The organism is Mycolicibacillus trivialis, assembly GCF_002102395.1.
In the GTDB taxonomy this organism is placed as follows: Bacteria; Actinomycetota; Actinomycetes; order Mycobacteriales; family Mycobacteriaceae; genus Mycobacterium; species Mycobacterium triviale.
The window spans coordinates 58797-77932 of record NZ_LQPZ01000040.1 but is presented as its reverse complement, the minus strand read 5'-3'; the positions used below and the strand labels follow the sequence as shown (position 1 = coordinate 77932).

17 protein-coding genes are annotated in these 19136 nt (G+C 70.6%); 12 read left to right on the top strand and 5 right to left on the bottom strand.

All coding sequences use genetic code 11. The features are described from left to right. Position 1: 1 nt before the first annotated feature. Positions 2 to 1678 carry a ribonuclease J gene (locus AWC30_RS14335; protein WP_085110897.1) on the top strand — a complete coding sequence of 559 codons (1677 nt, stop codon included), beginning with the start codon at positions 2 to 4 and terminating at the stop codon, positions 1676 to 1678. A gap of 23 nt (positions 1679 to 1701) precedes the next feature. Here the strand turns inward: AWC30_RS14335 and AWC30_RS14330 are convergent, their stop codons facing one another. After that, positions 1702 to 2574, bottom strand: coding sequence for an SAM-dependent methyltransferase (locus AWC30_RS14330; protein WP_085110896.1), 873 nt, complete (start codon positions 2572 to 2574; stop codon positions 1702 to 1704). Between the two features lie 13 nt (positions 2575 to 2587). Continuing rightward, a complete protein-coding gene (locus AWC30_RS14325; protein ID WP_085110895.1) occupies positions 2588 to 2902 on the bottom strand; it encodes a putative quinol monooxygenase in 315 nt (104 codons plus the stop codon). Between the two features lie 155 nt (positions 2903 to 3057). On the opposite strand from AWC30_RS14325, the gene AWC30_RS14320 reads away from it, so the two are divergent. The 6 genes from AWC30_RS14320 (at position 3058) to AWC30_RS14295 (ending at position 10441) form a co-directional block, all read left to right on the top strand. Beyond that, positions 3058 to 5652 carry an FtsK/SpoIIIE family DNA translocase gene (locus AWC30_RS14320; protein ID WP_109562080.1) on the top strand — a complete coding sequence of 865 codons (2595 nt, stop codon included), beginning with the start codon at positions 3058 to 3060 and terminating at the stop codon, positions 5650 to 5652. Between the two features lie 85 nt (positions 5653 to 5737). Continuing rightward, positions 5738 to 6955: a DUF7373 family lipoprotein gene (locus tag AWC30_RS14315; RefSeq protein WP_085110893.1), complete on the top strand. Its 1218-nt coding sequence runs from the start codon at positions 5738 to 5740 to the stop codon at positions 6953 to 6955. Positions 6956 to 7113: 158 nt separating this feature from the next. Further along, the gene (locus AWC30_RS14310; RefSeq protein WP_272937753.1) at positions 7114 to 7827 is read left to right on the top strand and encodes an LppX_LprAFG lipoprotein; all 714 of its coding nucleotides are present in this window, start codon (positions 7114 to 7116) and stop codon (positions 7825 to 7827) included. Between the two features lie 73 nt (positions 7828 to 7900). After that, positions 7901 to 8272 (top strand): DUF4189 domain-containing protein, encoded by a 372-nt coding sequence (locus AWC30_RS14305; protein WP_085110974.1) that lies wholly within the window; start codon positions 7901 to 7903, stop codon positions 8270 to 8272. 80 nt (positions 8273 to 8352) lie between these two features. Next, a complete protein-coding gene (locus AWC30_RS14300) occupies positions 8353 to 8862 on the top strand; it encodes a DUF4333 domain-containing protein (protein ID WP_085110891.1) in 510 nt (169 codons plus the stop codon). Positions 8863 to 8971: 109 nt separating this feature from the next. Then, on the top strand, positions 8972 to 10441 hold the full coding sequence (locus AWC30_RS14295; RefSeq protein ID WP_085110890.1) for a neutral zinc metallopeptidase: 1470 nt from the start codon (positions 8972 to 8974) through the stop codon (positions 10439 to 10441). 31 nt (positions 10442 to 10472) lie between these two features. Here the strand turns inward: AWC30_RS14295 and AWC30_RS14290 are convergent, their stop codons facing one another. Then, complete coding sequence (locus tag AWC30_RS14290) at positions 10473 to 11576, bottom strand: FHA domain-containing protein (protein WP_085110889.1); 1104 nt, start codon at positions 11574 to 11576, stop codon at positions 10473 to 10475. A 382-nt stretch (positions 11577 to 11958) separates the two neighbouring features. Here AWC30_RS14290 and AWC30_RS14285 point away from each other — a divergent pair, with 382 nt between their 5' ends. Both AWC30_RS14285 and AWC30_RS14280 read left to right on the top strand, forming a co-directional pair. Further along, positions 11959 to 12288, top strand: a complete 330-nt coding sequence (locus AWC30_RS14285; RefSeq protein ID WP_085110887.1) for a WhiB family transcriptional regulator — start codon at positions 11959 to 11961, stop codon at positions 12286 to 12288. 52 nt (positions 12289 to 12340) lie between these two features. Beyond that, a complete protein-coding gene (locus AWC30_RS14280; RefSeq protein WP_085110886.1) occupies positions 12341 to 15619 on the top strand; it encodes an FHA domain-containing protein in 3279 nt (1092 codons plus the stop codon). Between the two features lie 13 nt (positions 15620 to 15632). Here the strand turns inward: AWC30_RS14280 and AWC30_RS14275 are convergent, their stop codons facing one another. Continuing rightward, positions 15633 to 16631, bottom strand: coding sequence for a hypothetical protein (locus tag AWC30_RS14275; protein ID WP_085110885.1), 999 nt, complete (start codon positions 16629 to 16631; stop codon positions 15633 to 15635). A 42-nt stretch (positions 16632 to 16673) separates the two neighbouring features. Then, complete coding sequence (locus AWC30_RS14270) at positions 16674 to 17195, bottom strand: amino-acid N-acetyltransferase (RefSeq protein ID WP_085110884.1); 522 nt, start codon at positions 17193 to 17195, stop codon at positions 16674 to 16676. Positions 17196 to 17250: 55 nt separating this feature from the next. On the opposite strand from AWC30_RS14270, the gene pgsA reads away from it, so the two are divergent. From pgsA to pspA, 3 genes are all read left to right on the top strand, one after another. Then, entirely contained in the window at positions 17251 to 17841 is a 591-nt protein-coding gene (gene pgsA, locus AWC30_RS14265; RefSeq protein WP_372507241.1) for a CDP-diacylglycerol--glycerol-3-phosphate 3-phosphatidyltransferase, read from the top strand. A 75-nt stretch (positions 17842 to 17916) separates the two neighbouring features. After that, positions 17917 to 18231 carry a transcriptional regulator ClgR gene (gene clgR / locus AWC30_RS14260; RefSeq protein WP_085110883.1) on the top strand — a complete coding sequence of 105 codons (315 nt, stop codon included), beginning with the start codon at positions 17917 to 17919 and terminating at the stop codon, positions 18229 to 18231. 77 nt (positions 18232 to 18308) lie between these two features. Next, a complete protein-coding gene (pspA, locus tag AWC30_RS14255; RefSeq protein ID WP_085110882.1) occupies positions 18309 to 19133 on the top strand; it encodes a phage shock protein PspA in 825 nt (274 codons plus the stop codon). Positions 19134 to 19136 lie beyond the last annotated feature (3 nt).

Genomic DNA, 19136 nt, shown 5'->3' with positions numbered 1-19136 from the left:
GATGAGCAAAGCGCTGAAACCGCCCGAACCGCTGGAGACCGGTGGGCTGCGGGTGACCGCCCTGGGCGGAATCGGGGAGATCGGCCGCAACATGGCCGTTCTGGAACACCTCGACAGGCTGCTGATCATCGACTGCGGGGTGCTGTTCCCCGGGCACGACGAACCCGGCGTCGACCTGATCCTGCCGGATCTGCGCCATATCTCCGACCGGCTCGACGACGTCGAGGCGTTGGTGCTCACCCACGCCCACGAAGACCACATCGGGGCGATCCCGTTCCTGCTCAAACAGCGTCCCGACATCCCGGTCGTCGGCTCGCGGTTCACCCTGGCCCTGGTCGCCGCGAAATGCCGCGAACACCGGATCAAGCCGGTGTTCCAGGTGGTCGCCGAGGGGCAGCGCAGCACCCACGGCGTCTTCGAATGCGAATACTTCGCGGTCAACCACTCCATCCCCGATGCGCTGGCCATCGCGGTGCACACCGGGGCGGGCACGATCCTGCACACCGGCGACATCAAGCTTGACCAGCTGCCGCTGGACGGCAGGCCCACCGACCTGCCGGGCATGTCCCGGCTGGGTGCCGCCGGGGTGGACCTGTTCCTGTGCGATTCGACCAACGCTGCCGTCCCCGGCGTCAGTCCCTCGGAGAGCGAGGTCGGGCCTGCACTGCATCGGTTGATCCGCGGCGCCGACGGGCGGGTCATCGTCGCGTGCTTCGCCTCCAACGTCGACCGGGTGCAGCAGATCATCGACGCCGCCGTGGCGTTGGGCCGGCGGGTGGCGTTCGTCGGCCGCTCGATGGTGCGCAACATGGACATCGCCCGAGACCTCGGCTTCCTGCGCGTCGATGACGCCGACGTGATCGACATCGGCGCCGCCGAACAGCTCCCGCCCGACCGGGTCGTGTTGATCACCACCGGAACCCAGGGCGAGCCGATGGCCGCGCTGTCGCGCATGTCGCGCGGCGAGCACCGCTCCATCACACTGACCGCCGGGGACCTGGTCGTGCTGTCCTCCTCGCTGATCCCGGGCAACGAGGAAGCCGTCTACGGGGTGATGGACGCGCTGGCCAAGATCGGCACCCGGGTTGTCACCAACGCCGATGTGCGCGTCCACGTCTCGGGGCACGCCTACGCCGGGGAACTGCTGTTCTTGTACAACGGGATCCGGCCGCGCCACGTCATGCCGGTGCACGGCACCTGGCGGATGCTGCGTGCCAACGCCGCGCTGGCCACCCGCACCGGTGTGCCCGAGGACGCGATCATGCTCGCCGAGAACGGGGTCAGTGTGGACCTGGTGGGCGGCCGGGCCCGGATCGCCGGCGCCGTACCGGTCGGCAAGATGTTCGTCGACGGGCTGATCACCGGGGACGTCGGCGACGCCACCCTCGGTGAGCGCCTGGTGCTCTCGTCGGGCTTCATCGCGGTCACCGTGGTGGTGCACCGCGGCACCGCGAAGGCGGCTGCCCCGCCGCATCTGCACTCCCGCGGTTTCTCCGAGGACCCCAAGGCGCTGGACCCGGTGGCCCGCGACGTCGAAGCCGAACTGAAATCCCTTGCCGCGCAGAATGTCACCGATCCGGCCCGAATCGTGCAGGCGGTGCGGCGCACGGTCGGGCGCTGGGTGGGGGAGACCTACCGGCGTCAGCCGATGATCGTGCCGACGCTGCTTGAAGTTTGAGCCGAAGCTCGGTCTTTCCGGGCTCAGTCCTTCCGAGCGTAAGCGACCCATTCGATCTCGGAGGCGCTGAGGTCGCGCCCGGCCGGGGCCACGTAGCGGTCGATCATCTCCTGCGGGCCGAGTTGGTCGACGAGGCGCCAGCCGTAGCCGGCGAGGAAGTCGGCGACCTCCTCGGGGTTGAGGCCGAATTTCCACACCTGCTTGCGCTCCCGGAACCGCCGGTACAGGGCTTTGGCGTCGTAGAGTTCCATGCCGTCGATGAAATCCCGCCGGATGTAGGTGAATACCAGCCGGCTGCCGGGTGCGGCGGGCTGCAAGCCGGCCAGCACCGAACGCACGGCCGGCTCGGTGAGGTACTGGCTGACCCCCTCGCAGATGAAGAAGACCCGGAAGTCGGTGTTGTAGCCGTGCTCGCCCATGGCGGTCAGCACGTCGTCGCGCTCGAAGTCGACGGCCACCAGCCGCACCGACAACGGCAACTCGCCCAGAACGCGGCGTACGGTTGCCGCTTTGCGGGCGATGTTGACCGGCAGATCGACCTCGAAGACCGGGATGCGCTTGCGACGCACCAGTCGGTAGGCGCGGGTGTCCAGCCCGGCGCCGAGCACGACCACCGCGTCGATCTCGGCCAGCGCCGCCTCGAGGGTGTCGTCGGCGAAGCGTTTGCGGCAGGCCAGGTTGGCCCACAGACCGGGTCCGGACCGCTGGACCGCAGCGATCAGCAGCCGCCGGATGGCCGCCGGTCGCGCGGCGCGGACCAGCCAGCGCAGCCGGGCCGGCAGGAACAGCTCGGCGAGGTCGTCGTCGACCAGTCGGCGAGCGGGCTCCTCATGCTGTTCGATGGCCGCCAAGACCATCGGGCCCGCGGCGGTCTTGGCGGCGGGGTTCTGCGCCATCGGACTGCTCCGGCTACGGAGCGAGCCGGCCCTTGGCCGGGTCGCCTGCCGGCACCGGTTCCAGCAGCTTCATCTCCGGCGGGCCGTCGAGGTGGTCGCGCAGTTCGGTGAACATCCCGGTGACCGCCGGGGCGCTGCCGTGGGTGCGCAGGGCGTCGGCGTCGGCCCACTGCTCGATGAACACGAAGGTGTTCTCGGCGCGATGCAGGCCGTAGAACTCACAACCGGGCTCCTGCTGCACGTCGGCGACGGTCTTGGTGAGGATCTCCAGGACGGTCTCGACGGACTCGGGTTTGGCGGTCAGGCTGGCGACCACGACAACAGGCATACGGGGACTCCTCGGCGTCGGCGGCGGTGACCTCGCTCACGTCGGCCACCCCGGTCACCCTATCGGGGCCCGACGGTGGCGTCGCAGGGGCCGGTTTTCCGGTGACCAGTGTGGCGCATGGTGCTAAAGAGGCCCTAGCGACTAGGCTGGCGGGCATGCCGAGTAAGACCGCTGCGCGATCAGGAGCCCGAACGAGCAGGTCGAAGCCCGCCCCGCGGACCGGGTCGCGGCCGGCCCGCAAGCCCGCGCCGCCGCGTCGCCCCGCTCGCCGGCGCGGCGGATCCCGGTTCGCCGCCGCGACCGCGGCCTGCGGCCGGGCCGGGCGCGCCTCCTGGCTGATGGTCGCCCGCGGCGTCGGCGGAGCGGCGCGCTCGGTCGGCCGCGCCCACGACATCGACGCCGGGCACCGCCGGGACGGCATCGCGCTGGGGTTGCTGGCGGTGGCCGGTGTGGTCGCCGCCAGTTCCTGGCTGACCGCCGCGGGCCCGGCCGGGCAGTGGATCGACGCCGGCCTGCGCACCCTCATCGGCTCGGCGGTGGTGCTGGTGCCGCTGCTGGCCGCGACGGTCGGGGTGATCCTCATGCGCAGCGAACCCGACCCCGACGCGCGCCCGCGACTGGTGCTCGGTACGGCCATGGTCGTGCTTCCGGCATTGGGGGTGTGGCACCTGTGGGCGGGCTCGCCGCAGGACCCGTCGGCGCGTCAGCACGCCGCCGGCTTCGTCGGCTTCGCCATCGGCGGACCGCTGGCCGACGGGCTGACCGCCTGGATCGCCGCGCCGCTGCTGGTGCTCGCCGCACTGTTCGGGGTGCTGCTGCTCACCGGCACCACGATCCGTGAGGCGCCGGAGACCATCCGGGCGATGTTCTCCACCCGCGGGTTCCACGGCGCCTATGACGAGGACGGCGAATACGACGGCTACGACGGCTACGACGCCGACGACCTCGATGTCGGCGACTACCCGGCACTGGAGTCCGGCCGCAGCGGTGGCGGCCGGCGCGCCCCCGCACCGCCGGATGACTTCTCCGACGGCTACTACGACGACCCGGCGACCTACGCCGAGCTGCAGGACGACCCGGTCCCGGACTGGGCGTCGGGCAGCCCGCAGGACAACTACCCGATCGACGAGGCGCCGGCGGCGCCCGCGCCGCGACGCAAACGCGCCGCGCGCAAACCGGCGGCCCCCGCCGACACCGACACCCTGGCCCTGGACCGGGTGGTCGAAGGCCCCTATACGCTGCCGTCGCTGGCGCTGCTGGTCGCCGGCGACCCGCCCAAGAAACGCTCGGCGGCCAACGACCAGATGGCCGACGCCATCTCCACCGTGCTCCACCAGTTCAAGGTCGACGCCGCGGTCACCGGCTGCACCCGCGGACCCACCGTCACCCGCTACGAGGTGGAGCTCGGGCCCGGGGTGAAGGTGGAGAAGATCACCGCGCTGCAGAAGAACATCGCCTACGCGGTGGCCACCGAGAGCGTGCGGATGCTCGCCCCGATCCCGGGCAAGTCCGCGGTCGGCATCGAGGTGCCCAACACCGACCGGGAGATGGTGCGGCTGTCCGACGTGCTCACCGCGCCGTCCACCCGACGCGACCACCACCCGCTGGTGATCGGGCTGGGCAAGGACATCGAGGGCGATTTCATCAGCGCCAACCTCGCCAAGATGCCGCACCTGCTGGTGGCCGGGTCGACCGGGTCGGGTAAGTCCAGCTTCGTCAACTCGATGCTGGTCTCGCTGCTGGCGCGGGCCACCCCCGAAGAGGTCAGGATGATCCTGATCGACCCCAAGATGGTGGAGCTCACCCCCTACGAGGGGATCCCGCACCTGATCACCCCGATCATCACCGAGCCGAAGAAGGCCGCCGCCGCGCTCGGCTGGCTGGTGGAGGAGATGGAGCAGCGCTACCAGGACATGAAGTCCTCCCGGGTGCGCCACATCGACGACTTCAACGCCAAGGTGCGCTCCGGGGAGATCACCACCCCGCTGGGCAGCAAACGTGAATACCGGCCCTACCCGTACGTGGTCGCCATCGTCGACGAGCTGGCCGACCTGATGATGACCGCTCCGCGCGACGTCGAGGACGCGATCGTGCGGATCACACAGAAGGCCCGCGCCGCCGGCATCCACCTGGTGCTGGCCACCCAGCGGCCGTCGGTGGACGTGGTCACCGGGCTGATCAAGACCAACGTGCCGTCCCGGCTGGCGTTCGCGACATCCTCGCTGACCGACTCGCGGGTCATTCTCGACCAGGCGGGCGCCGAACGGCTGATCGGCATGGGCGACGGGCTGTTCCTGCCGATGGGTGCCGGCAAACCGGTGCGGCTGCAGGGCGCGTTCATCACCGACGAGGAGATCCACGCGGTGGTGACCGCCTGCAAGGAGCAGGCCGAGCCGGAGTACACCGACGGTGTGACCGTGGCGCGGTCCGGCGGGGAGCGCAAGGACGTCGACCCCGACATCGGCGACGACATGGACGTGCTGCTGCAGGCCGTCGAGTTGGTGGTGTCCAGCCAGTTCGGCTCCACCTCGATGCTGCAGCGCAAACTGCGGGTCGGCTTCGCCAAGGCCGGCCGGCTGATGGACCTGATGGAGACCCGCGACATCGTCGGGCCCTCAGAGGGGTCCAAGGCGCGGGAGGTGCTGGTCAAACCCGACGAGTTGGCCGCCACCCTGGCCTCGATCCGCGGCGGCGGGGCGCCCGACGACGACGGCTACGACGGCTCGGACGACACCGACGACTTCGCCTGAGAGTTCTCCTGAGAACGGCCGAACCGCCCGCTGCGGCGCCGCGCCGCTCCGGTATAAACGGTGCGACGACGGCGGGAGGCCCAACGTGCACACACGGCTCGCTCTGGTCGCGCTGGCCGGCGCGGTCACCCTGGTGGGATGCCAGTCGACCGAACCGGCGACCGCCCCGGTCGACCCGTCGGTGGCCGCGGCACTGGACACCGGGTCCTACAACACCGAACCGGGCGCCGCGGCAGGCCCGGCGGGAGAGGACGGCGCCGCGGTCGAGGCGCGGCGCATGGCCGATCACGTCGCCGGACCGTGGCGGGTCGACGACACGCTGACCGGCCGGATGCCGCTGATCGTCACGATGCGCACCGGCCCGGTTGGTGCGGGCCCGGAGAGCCTGCGGCAGGTGCTGCCGCGCGGGCTCGACGGCGTCGCCGCCGCACACGGATTCCTCACCGGCTTCAGCAGTTACCGCTCGGCTGTCGACGACGATGCGGTGAACTTGACCAACGCGGTGCTGCGCTTTCCCGATCCGGAGGGTGCCGTCGCAGCGGCCACCGAGATGGCAGCTGCACTCGAGGAGTCCTACGCGCCGGTGCCGATGGAGGGCCGGCCGGAGACCACCGCGCGCATCGACCGCGACGGCACCCGGGTCTTTGTCGAAAGCTTCACCCCACGTGGACCGTTCGTGCTCTACCAATCGGCGGTCACCGGCACCGAACCGGCCGACCCGGACGGCGCCGCACTCGCCCTGATCGGCCGGACCCTCGACGCGCAGGAACCACTGCTCGATGACTTCGAGGCCACCGAGACCGCCGCGCTGCCCGAACTGCCCAAAGACCCGAGCGCAGACTTGTTGGCGCGCACGCTGACCGCGCCCGGTAACAAGGTGCCGGGCTTGAGCGTGGGGGTGTGGCGACCGGCGGGCTGGCTGCACTTCGAGGACGATCCGCTCAGCGCCGCACCGCTGTTCGACGACACCGGTGTGGAGTGGGTGTCGCAGATGCTGGCGACGGTGTACCAGGCCCGCGACGAGCAGGCGGCCGCCCACCTCGCCGACGGGCTGGCGGACGCGGCCACCGTGCAGCCCGATGTCGTCGAACTCGACGGGGTCGACGGGCTGGCCGGCGCCCGGTGTTTCGAACGCACCCAGGGGGCGGCCGCGCCCACCGATCCGCCGTCGGTGCAACGCATGGTCTGGCACACCAAGTGCGTCGCCCACACCGACCGGTATGTGTTCACCACGTTCTCGCAGACCGAAACCGACGCCAAGCAGCAGCTTTCCGCGCAATATCGGATCCTGACCGCAGCCTGAGCCGTTCACGAGGACGAATCGGCGGGCTGATGGAAAAAACCGTGCCATCGCCCCCACCGATCTGGTTAAGCTTTGACCGGCTCCCCGGGAGTTTGCCCTGCGGCACCGCCGCGAACCTTACAAAGGAGATGTCTATGAAGCTCCGGTTACGAACCGGTGTGGCTGCCACGTCCGTCTTTCTCGCGGCGGCATTCGCGCTCTCCGGTTGCACCTCATCGGACTCCGGAACGAAAGAGAAGGAGAGCGGAACGGAGACCAGCTCCGACGCCGCGCAGCTGGTCGAGGACGCCGCGGAGGCGATGAGCGGTGTCACCGGTCTGCACCTGAAGCTCACCACCGAGGGCAAGGTGCCCAACCTGGCCGTCAAACAGCTCGAGGGTGACGTGTCCAGCGACCCGCAGACCACCGCCACCGGCAACGCGACGCTGATCGTCGGGCAGAAGGACGTCGAGGCGAAGTTCGTCTACGTCGAGGGCCACCTGTATTCCGATGTGGGGGACCCGGGCGGCAAGTTCACCGACTTCGGTGACGGCGCCTCGATCTACGACGTGTCGACGATCCTGGACCCGAGCAAGGGCCTGGCCAACGTGCTGACCAATCTCAAGGACCCGAAGATCGAGGGCACCGAGGACCTGGACGGCACCGAGACCACCAAGGTCACCGGCACCTCGTCGACCGACGACATCGCGCTGCTGGCCGGCTCGCGGCTGGCGCCCAAGGAAGAGCAGACCATGCCGACCACGGTGTGGATCGCCGACGACGGCACCAACCACCCGGTGCGGGTGCAGATCATCCCGGCCGAGGACGCCATGGTGACGCTGAACCTCTCGGAGTGGGGCAAGCAGGTCGAAGCGACCAAGCCGCCGATGTGAAGCCATGGATGACACCGTGAACCCCAACCGAATTCAACAACTTCCGGATCACCGGAGCGAGAAAGGAACCGCCATGGCAAAGGCTGCTCTTCGACGACGAGCCGCAGCCGTAATGGCTAGCTTCGCGACGGTGGCCGGACTCACCGTCGCCGTGGCCCCGGCCGCGGACGCCGCCACCTACTGGGGGGCGATCGCCTACTCACCGTCCACCGGTTCGGGCGGCCGCGCGTGGGATCACCCCACCAAGGAATCGGCGAACAGCATGGCGCTGAGCTACTGCGGCTACACCGACTGCAAGGTGCTGGTCAGCTTCACCGATTGCGGTGCGGTCGCGGAGAACGCCACCAGCCTGCAGGGTGGGTACGGGACGACGCTGCTGGAGGCCATGAACGACGCGATGAGCCGTCTGCCGGGCAGCTGGATTCTCACCTGGGCCTGCAACTAGCACGCGATGCCGCTGGGGTACGGGCGATCTGGCCCGTACCCCAGCGGTTTTTTCGCCGCCCGCCGTTTCGAGGAGATGACATGAGCCGCGCGCCCTGGCACGACCCGGCGCGACGCCCGCACCGTCGGGATGCCTCGGCCGATCCGACGGTGCCGGCCCGCAGGCCGTCGCGGCCGGTACCGCCGCCCCGTCCGGTGCAGCCGCCACCGGCACCCGCACCCGCACCGCGGACATCGGCGCCGAGCAAGGACTCCGGCTGGGTGAACGCGCTGCTGGTCAGTGTGATTGCGGTGTGTCTGGCCGCAACGGCGGCCATCCTGCTGCTGGGCTTCTGGAAACCTGGGTTCTTCCGCGACACCAAACTGAAGGTGGCCGACGTCCAGGCGGCGGTGGGGCAGATCCTCACCGACGGCAACACCGGCTACGGGCTGCAGAACGTCTCGGTGCTCGGGTGCAACGACGGCCGCGACCCGACGGTCGCCCCGGGAACCACCTTCACCTGCGCGGTCACCGTCGCCGGCGAACAGCGCACGGTGACGGTCACGATCGAGGACCGCGACGGCAAATACGGGGTCAGCCCGCCGCGCTGATCGGGCAACTTCTGCGGAAACCCGGTCAGCCAGACCAGTATTCTTCATACCGCCGCGGCAGGCGCAGAGGCCCGACGGCCGGCGGGTTGATCAGGTGAGAGGTTGGCGAATGACACTGCGGGTTCCGAAACGCTTCTCCCGGCGCGGCATCGCCGCCCTGGTCGGGTTTTGTGCGGCCGCCGTGGTGGCCGGGTGCACCGATTACATACCCGGGCACGCGGTGTCGATGATGTACGACCCGTTCTATGTCGGGGGGCTTCCGGTGACCGACGGCCCCAGCGGTCAGCGTCCCGATGCGGCGGCGCCGAGCGGCACCGTGAAGAACACCGACGACGGTGAGAGCGACCGGCTGGCACTGCTTTCGGTCAACGACGTCGAGGAGTATTGGAAGCAGTCCTATCCGGAGTATTTCGACAGCCGGTTCGTCCCGGTGGGAACCCTGCTGTCCTACGACTCCACCGATCCGCGCAGCCCCAAGGTGTGCGGATCCAAGACCTACGACGAGCCCAACGCCATGTACTGCCCGCCGGACAACCTGATGGCCTGGGACCGGGGCGTGCTGGTCCCGGCAGTGCAGAAGTACTTCGGCGACATGGCGGTCGCCGGACTGGTGGCCCACGAGTACGGCCACGCGATCCAGCACATGGCCGACCTGGTCACCAAGAGCAGCCCGGGCATCGTCCTGGAGCAGCAGGCCGACTGTTTCGCCGGGGTCTACCTGCGCTGGGTGACCGAGGGCAGCTCGCCCCGGTTCACCCTGAACACCGGCGACGGGCTGTCGCGGGTGCTCGCCGCCGCGATCGCCGGACGCGACCCGGTCATGACGCCCAAGACCGAGGACCTGCTGCTGGAGGAATACGGCCACGGCACCGCGCTGGACCGGGTCAGCGCCGTGCAGATGGGTTTCGACAGCGGCCCGCGGGCTTGCTCGGCAATCGATCTGGAGGAGGTGCGGGAGCGTCGCGGCGATCTGCCGATGTCGCTGCAGCCGGACTCCCGGGGCCGGCTGCAGACCGGGGAGGTCCCCATCGACGAGGAGACCCTCACCGATCTGATCGAGGTGCTCGGGGAGGTCTTCCCGCTCGACCAGTCGCCCACGCTGTCTTATGACACCGCGGCTTGCCCGGACGCCCAACCCAGCCCGCCGGTCTCCTACTGCCCGGCCACGAACACCATCGCGGTGGACCTGCCCGCGTTGCGGCGGATGGCGGTGCCCGGCGACACCGAGCAGGGGGTGCTGGTCCAGGGCGATGACACCGCGCTGTCGATCGTGATGGCGCGCTACATGTTCGCGGTGCAGCGGCAACGGGGACTGCCGCTGGACTCGCCGCGCTCGGCGATGCTGACGGCCTGCTTGACCGGGGTTGCGCACCGCGAGATGTCCACGCCGGGACGCAAACTCGCGATCACCGCGGGTGATCTCGACGAAGCGGTCGCGGGATTGCTGACCAACGGTCTGGTGGCCAGCGACGTCAACGGCGGTGTGGTGCCTGCCGGATTCACCCGCATCACCGCGTTCCGGTCCGGCGTCGTCGGCGACGAGCAGCAGTGCTTCGGGCGGTTCGGCGACAGCCCCTAGTGGCAAGGCGAGCAGGGCTGCAAGGGGGCGCTCAGTTGATGGAGAGCTGCGCGACGAGGTTCTCCAGCGCGGCGGTGGTTTCCGGGCTCAGGTCGCGCTCCTGCTCGGCGGCCAGGACGGCGTCGGGCGGGAGGTCGGCGGCGTTGGCGGTCTCGGCGATGCTGAGATCGGCCTGCTGGCGCACCGCGTAGAGCCGCTGACCCAGCGTCGCCGCCGGCGACTTGACCGCCCGCAGCATCAGGTCGTGATAGTGGCGGCGCACGGTGCTCAACGCGAGCACCACCGACGGCGTCCCCTTGGCGTTGCGGGCGGCGTTGGCGGCCACCGACTCCAGCTTGCGCAGGTCGGCCAGCACGGCGGTGACCTTCGGGGTGAACTCCGGGTCGGAGGCCGGCGGCAGGTCGGCAACCGCGGCGTTGATGGTGTGCATCGCCAACTCCACCGCCTCGGCCATCAGCGGGGCCCGCACACTGTCGGTCATCACCTCGGTGGTCTCGTGGTCCTGCTCGGGTGCCGTGCCGCTGCGGATCCGGGAGATCGTGCCCGGCTGCCACTGCAGCACCTCCTCGAGTTTGGCCAGCGTCGAACGCCGAGGCCAGCTGCGGCCCTTCTCAAAGGAGATGAGGGTGCCGGCGTTGATGATCTTGTCGCGCGCCAGGCTGCGCTGGGTGATCTCCAGTTCGCGGCGCCGGGCCGCGACCGCGCGCCCGGCCCGGGCGATGGCGGGGTCGGCGTCCGGCAGTTCGGTGGAGAACTCGGTGGTCGACACGGTCTGGGTGCCTGCGGACATCTGCGCGACCGGGGTCATGCCGGTGGCCTCCAGCGGCGCGCTGGGGGTGAACGTGACCGGGATGCCGCGGGCGTCGCCGAGATGGATGGTGGCCGGCCCGCTGATGAACACCGAACTGCGGCGCACCCCGTCGACGTACATGCCGTTGGTGCTGGTGTCGATGGCCTGCCAGCCCTCGGCGTGCGGTTCGAGGCGCACATGGGAGCGCGAGATCCGGTCGTCGGCGATGCGGACCGCGGCGTCGGGATCGCGACCGATCACGGCCGGCCCGCCGGTGGGGGTGAGGATGTGGCGCTCGGAGCCGATCTGGACAGCGAGGGTGGGGGCGGGGGCCGGCCGGCTCATGAGGTACTCCCTCCTGGTCGGGTGTCCGTGGGCTCGCGGCCCGAGTCGCTACGACTAAACCGGGCCGCCTGTTCGGCGATGCTACATGTATACCGCACTCGAGGTCGTGGCGGTGGACCGAAAAATCGGTGCGAACCGTAGCGGCCGGATGCGATCGGGCCCGGATCGGCCGCAGACCCGGCACGTCGGATTCCGGAGCTCCCCTTCGGGTGGAGCGCTAACGCCGCTGGTCAACGCGTCGATCCATAGCGATGCTGCAAGTTTCGGGACAAATCTTCCGAAAATGAAGCGCTAACTGTTGCGCTATGCCTACCGCTATGGTTACAGTTGCAGCGCGCTGGTGCGAAGAGCATCGGAGCACCGGACCAGTTGAGGAGGACTCATGACCGAAACCATCGCCGCGGGGACCGTTCCGGGCAAGGGCTTCGTACCGGCGTGCGCCGCCGACCCCGAACGGTGGACCACCCACCCCGACGAGGGCGCCAAGGCGCTGTGCCGGGTCTGCCCGGCGCGCTGGCTCTGCGCCCGGGAGGCCTGGGAGACCCCGGGCGCCCAGGGACTGTGGGCCGGCATCGAGATCCCCGAGTCGGGCCGGGCCCGGGATTTCGCGCTGCGGAAACTGCGTTCGCTGGCCGAATTCGGCGGGTCGCCGGTGCGGCCGGGATATCGTGCACAACGGATCGCCGCGCTGGCCAGCCTGTTGGCTTCATGACAACGGCCCGGTGCCGGCCGCAACCGCGGGCGAGGAAAGGACGATCGGGTCGATGACCGACACCAACGCGCCGCCGTTGACGGTGTGGCTGGGCACGGCGATGTACACGTTCCGGCCCGGCCAGGAGATCACCGTCGGGCGAAGCGCCCAGTGCGACATCTGCCTGGACGCCCCGGAGGTCGCCGGTTGGGTCTCCCGGGTGCACGCCGTGGTGCGCGTCGAGAACGGCCGCTGGACCGCGGTCGACCAGAGCCGCAATGGCATCTTCGTCGACGGCGAGCGCATCACGACCGCGGTGTTGCGCGACGGTCAAACCATCGCGGTCGGCGCCCCCAACGGGCCGCGGCTACGCTTCGGGCTCACCCCGCAGCAGGCCCGGCCCCCGCACCGGCCCGGGCCACCGTCCCAACCCCTTCCGGCGGCGGGAGGGCCGCCGCCCGGTCGGCGCCCCAGCGGCCCGCCGGCGCCGCGCCCGGCACCGGCCGCCGCCGCGCCGCCCGGGCCTGCCGGGTCTTCGGGACCTCAGCCCGCGGCCGCCGCGCCACAGACCGCCGCGCCCCAGGCCGCCGCGCCGCAGACCGTCATCGCCCGGGTGATGACCCGACCGGACCAGCCGGCGGCGCCGGGGGCGGGGGAACGGATCACCGGAGCGGTGCGCCGCCTGGTCCCGCCCCGGCTGGTGCAACCGCCACCGGGCGCGGAGACCATCGGACGGCTGGAGACCAACGCGATCGTCGTCGACGACGCGCTCGCCTCCCGGGTGCACGCCTCGCTGTCGCAGACCCGGGCGGGCCTGGAGATCATCGACAACCGCAGCAGCAACGGCACCTTCGTCAACGGCCAACGCGTCGACCGGGCCGTGCTGCACGACGACGATGTGGTCACCATCGGCAACACCGACCTGCTGGTCGCCGGCGGCACCCTGACCCCGCGGCCGATGGCCCCGGACACCGCCGGCCTGCAGGTGCTGGGAGCCGGGCTGGAGGTCGACGACGCCACCCTGCTCAGCGACGTGTCCTTCACCGCGCGGCCGGGCAGCCTCACCGCCGTGATCGGCCCGTCCGGCGCCGGGAAATCCACCCTGATCAAACTGGTCGGCGGGGCCATCGCGCCCACCGCCGGGCTGGCCGTCTTCGACGGCCACGACGTGCACGCCGAGTACGCCTCGATGCGCTCCCGGATCGGGATGGTGCCCCAGGACGACGTGGTGCATCCGCGGCTCACCGTCGACCAGGCGTTGCGCTACGCCGCCGAACTCCGGCTGCCGCCGGACACCACCCGCGCCGACCGCGGCGAGGTGGTGGACCGGGTGCTCGACGAACTCGAGCTGACCCAGCACAAGAAGAAACGCATCGACAAGCTCTCCGGCGGGCAGCGCAAACGGGTCTCGGTGGCCATGGAACTGCTCACCGGCCCGTCGCTGCTCATTCTCGACGAGCCCACCTCGGGGCTGGATCCCGCGCTGGACCGGCAGGTGATGAGCATGCTGCGCCAGCTGGCCGACGCCGGCCGGGTGGTGCTGGTGGTCACCCACTCACTGACCTACCTGAACATGTGCGACCAGGTGCTGCTGCTGGCGCCCGGCGGCAAGACCGCGTTCGCCGGCCCGCCCGCCCAGGTCGAATCGGCGCTGGGCACCACCGACTGGGCCGACATCTTCTCCCGGGTCAGCACCGACCCCGACGGCGCGCACCGCGACTACCTCGAACGCCATCCCGCGGTCGTCGCGCAGGAGCCCTCCCTGGAGGAAACCCCGCTGGGCTCACCGCCGAGCACCAGCATCACCCGGCAGTTCCTCACCGTCGCCCGCCGCCAGGTCCGGCTCATCGGCGCCGACCGCGGCTACTTCCTGTTCCTGGCCCTACTGCCGATCATCCTCGGGGTGCTCTCGCTGGTGGTCCCCGGTCACGCCGGGCTGGGTCGGGCCAACACCGACGCCGCCGGCGAGCCGGTGCAGATCCTGGTGCTGCTCAACATCGCCGCGGTGTTCCTCGGCACCGCGCTGACCATCCGCGACCTGGTCGGGGAGCGGTCCATCTTCCAGCGCGAACAGGCGGTCGGCCTGTCGGCCTCGGCCTACCTGGCGGCGAAGATCGTGGTCTACAGCTGCGCCGCCGCCATCCAGACCGCCGTGGTCACCGCGATCGTCGTCGCGGGCAAACGCCCACCGGCCTACGGCGGCGCGCTGCTGGGGGAGGGCACCGACCGCGCGGTCATCGAGCTGTACCTGGCCCTGGCGCTGACCGCGATCGTCTCGGCGGTGATCGGGCTGGCGCTGTCGTCGCTGGCCCGCTCCACCGAACAGGTCCTGCCGATGCTGGTCGGGGTGGTCATGATCTCGATGGTGTTCGCCGGTGGCCTGGTCCCGGTCACCGGCCGCGGCGGACTCGACCAGCTGTCCTGGCTGCTGCCGGCCCGGTGGGGTTTCGCGGCCACCGCGGCGACCGTCGACCTGCGCAACGCGGCGTTGCGCGCCCCGGCCGACGACCGGCTGTGGTGGCACGAACCGACCTGGTGGCTGCTGGACATGGCGGTGCTGGCGGTGATGGTCGTGCTGTGGACGGTGTTCGTGCGCTGGCGGCTGCGGCTGGCCGCGATGGCGCGCGCGCAGGGCGCCCCGGTCGCCCGCGGCACCCGCAGGCGGACGCTGATCGGTTCGGCCGTCGTGGTGCTCGCCCTCGTCGCCCTGGTGGCGGTCGTCTTCGCCCGCGGCCTGCCCGGTCGCTCCGGCACCGCCGGCGAGGACACCGAGGACCGCACCGTCGCCGTCGACGACCTCGACGAGCTGCTACCCGGCCCGGCGGTGATCGAACCGCTGCTGCCCGCCACCGCCCTGGTCGGCGAGGACCTCATCGTCCCGGTCAAGGGGGAGAACGTGGTGCCCCGCGAGTGCACCGGGGTGGCCACCGCGGGCGCCTCGACCACCTACAGCGGCATCCCGATGACCGGGATGGCCGCTCAGCGGGTCCACGACGGTGCCGAGCCGCCCTGGCCCCACCAGGTGCTGCAGGTGGCGACCGCGTTCCGGTCCGAGGACGCCGCCGCGGACTTCCGCAACCGCCAGCAGAAGGCCTGGGAGCGCTGCGCCGGCAAGACCGTCACCACCACCGCGGTCGACGGCGCCGTCACCACCGCGGTGATCGGCGAGGTCACGGCCGCCGACGGCACCCTCACGGTGACCAACACCGACCCGCAGCGCCCCGGCTGGGTCTGCCGGCGCGCGATGACCACCACGGAGAACGTGGTCATCGACGTCGCGGCCTGCGGGGACGGGATCGCCGAGGACGCCGCGACCGCGATCGCCGCCCGGATCGCCGACAACGTGCAGTGAGCCGGAGCAGCGGTCAGCAGCGCTCGTAACGCTTGGCGAGCTCCTTCTCCAGCGGCTGTGGCTGGTGGCCGTCCTTGTGCCGGTAACAGCCGCCGACCACGAGTTCGATGTTGGTGGCCGGACCCCAGACATACAGCGCGGTCGGATACCCGAACCGGGGCAACAGCGCCGCCACGTCCCGGGTGATGCGCTGGGTGTCGGCCTCGTCCTCATGGTTGGCGCCGGGGCCGAGATCGATCTCGATCTTGGTCTTCGCCTGGTCGTCGTCCTGCGGCGGCCGGGTCGACCCGCTGAGCTCGTAGCGCGGGTCCACCGCGCGACTGATGTCGCCCCACAGCGCCCGCACGTCGTCGCTGGGCGGGTCCGGGGTGGCCGCGTAGGTGCGGGGCCGTTCCACCTCGCCGACCGCCAGACTGAGCTGCCAGGTCACCTCCGCCAGCGCCGGGTGCTCCCGCTGCAACCGCCGGGCCGCCGCCTCGGTGGCATCCGGTTTCAGGGTGATGGCGATGTTGCGGCTGTCCGCGGTGTCGCCCCAGGTCGGTTGGCCGAGGTACACCGACTGGCTCACCGGGGAGCGCACCGCGGTCAACCACACCGTGATGCTGTCGGCGACGTCGTCGGCGCTGGGGTTGGTCGGCGGGTCGGCCTTGCCGAACTCGAACAGCGCCTGGGAGTACTGCGGCAGCGCCGGACTCTTCTGCCTCTTGGAGGCGGGGTAGCGGACCCGGAAATCGACCTTGTGCCCGGCCATGCCCTTGCGGTTCATCTGCTCGACGAAGGTGCGCCCCAGCTCGGTGGCCTGCGGTTCGGTGACCTCGCGGTCGAGCATCACGGTCAACCGGAACACCCGACCGCTTTCGTAGCTGGCCTTGTAGTCCAGGTCGGTGCTCGACACCCCGGGCATGTTCTGGATCTGGGTGTAGATGGAGTCGGCGTCGGTGCGGCGGTCCACGCAGGCGGCGGTCGGTAGGAGCAGAGCCGCCGCCAGCGCGACCGAGGTCAGCTTTCTCACGCGCCCGAGCCTAACGGTGCCCGACGCGTCGCCGGGGGCCCCTCACAGGATCAGCAGCATCCGGGTGTTGCCCAGCGTGTTGGGTTTGACGTAGCTGAGGTCGAGGAACTCCGCGACCCCCAGGTCATAGGAGCGGCACATCTCCTCGAACACCTCGGCGGTCACCGGGGTGCCGTCGATCTCGGCGAACCCGTGCCGGGCGAAGAACTCCGTCTCGAAGGTCAGCACGAAAAGCCGGCTCAACGCCAGCTCCCGGGCCACCTCGGTGAGCCGGTCGACGATGGCGTGGCCGATGCCCCGGCCGGTGACCGCGGGCGCGACCGCCACGGTGCGTACCTCGCCGAGATCGGACCACAGCACGTGCAGCGCGCCGCAGCCGATGACCTCGCCCGCCGACTCCGCCACCCAGAACTCCTGCACCGACTCGTACAGCGTGACCAGGTTCTTCTCCAGCAGGATCTTGCCTGCGTAGGTGTCGACGAGCCGCTTGATCGCCGGCACATCGGTGGTGCGCGCCCGCCGAATCGTCGGCTCGGCCGGGGCGGGCGCCGCTGCTGCCTCCACCCGTGCAGACTATCGGCTTGAGCTGGCGGAATCGGGAACCGATATTGTGTTGCCCGTGTCGGGCCAACCTCATACCGGTTCAGCGGCGCCGCAGGTGCGGGTGGCCAACGTCGCCAACATGCTCACCGTGCTGCGGCTGGTGCTGGTCCCGGTCTTCCTGGTGGCGCTGTTCGCCGGCGACGGCCATGAGACCCCGTGGCGTATCACGGCGTTCACCATCTTCACCGTCGCGGTGATCACCGACCGACTCGACGGCGCGCTCGCCCGCTCCTTGGGCATGGTCACCGAATTCGGCGCCCTGGCCGATCCGATCGCCGACAAGGCGCTGATCGGCGCGGCCCTGATCGGCCTGTCGGTCCTCGGCGACCTACCGGTGTGGGTCACCGTGCTGATCCTGTCCCGCGAGATCGGGATCACCGTGCTGCGACTGGCGGTGCTGTACCGCGGGGTGATCCCGGCCAGCCGGGGCGGCAAACTCAAAGCCCTGGTCCAGGCCGTCGCGATCGGGTTGTTCGTGCTGCCGGTGTCGGGCACCTGGCTCACCTTCGCCTGGACGGTCATGCTGGTGGCGCTGGTGCTGACCGTGGTCACCGGCATCGACTACGTCGTCGCCGCGGTCCGCGACACCGCCCGCACCCGGCGCTGAGCCGGGCCGGGAACCCGGCGGCGGTCGCGGGCGTTGACCCAAGTGAACCCCGGGGATCGAGTTAAGGAGAGCGTCATGACGGTACTGCTGCGTGAGGTCATCGGCGACGTGCTGCGCCGTGCCCGCACCGCGCAGGGGCGCACCCTGCGGGAGGTCTCCGATTCCGCCCGGGTGAGCCTCGGCTACCTCTCCGAGGTGGAACGCGGCCGCAAGGAAGCCTCCAGTGAACTGCTGAACGCGATCTGCGGCGCCCTGGACGTGCCGCTGTCGACGGTGCTGGCCTCCGCCGGGGACCGGGTCGCCCAGCAGGACCGGGCCGCCACCGCCGCGCACATCGACCCGGCCACCAAGATCGTCATCCCGCCGGTGGGCGCGCTGGCCGCCGTCTGACCCGCCGCCGCGGCCGCAACCCGATAAATTGGGACCCCCGAGGGCCCGACAACCGAACCGAAGGCGGAGCAGAACCGATGGCCAACCCGTTCGTCAAGGCGTGGAAGTACATGATGGCGCTGTTCAACTCGAAGCTCGATGAGCACGCCGACCCCAAGGTGCAGATCCAGCAGGCCATCGAGGAGGCGCAGCGCACCCATCAGGCGCTGACCCAGCAAGCCGCCCAGGTGATCGGCAACCAGCGTCAGCTGGAGATGCGGCTCAACCGCCAGCTCGCCGAGATCGAGAAACTCCAGGTCAACGTCCGTCAGGCGGTGACCTTGGCCGACCAGGCCGAGGCGGCCGGAGAGCAGGCCAAGGCCACCGAATACAACAACGCCGCCGAAGCGTTCGCCGCGCAACTGGTCACCGCCGAGCAGAGCGTCGAAGACCTCAAAGCCCTGCACGACCAGGCGCTGGCGGCGGCCGGCCAGGCCAAGAAGGCCGTCGAGCAGAACGCGATGATGCTGCAGCAGAAGATCGCCGAACGCACCAAACTGCTCAGCCAGCTTGAGCAGGCCAAGATGCAAGAGCAGGTCAGCGCGTCGCTGCGGTCGATGAGCGAACTGGCCGCCCCCGGCACCACCCCCAGCCTCGACGAGGTCCGGGACAAGATCGAGCGCCGCTACGCCGACGCGCTCGGCGCCGCCGAGCTCGCCCAGAACTCGGTGCACGGCCGGATGCTCGAAGTCGAGCAGGCCACCGTCGAGATGGCCGGGCACTCCCGACTCGAACAGATCCGCGCCTCGATGCGCGGTGAGACCCTGCCCGCCGGTGGTACGCCCACCGCGGCGGCCGACACCGCCGACGGCACCCGGGCCGCCCGGCCGGACCGCGAGCCGGAAAACCCGCTGGGCCGGTAGGGG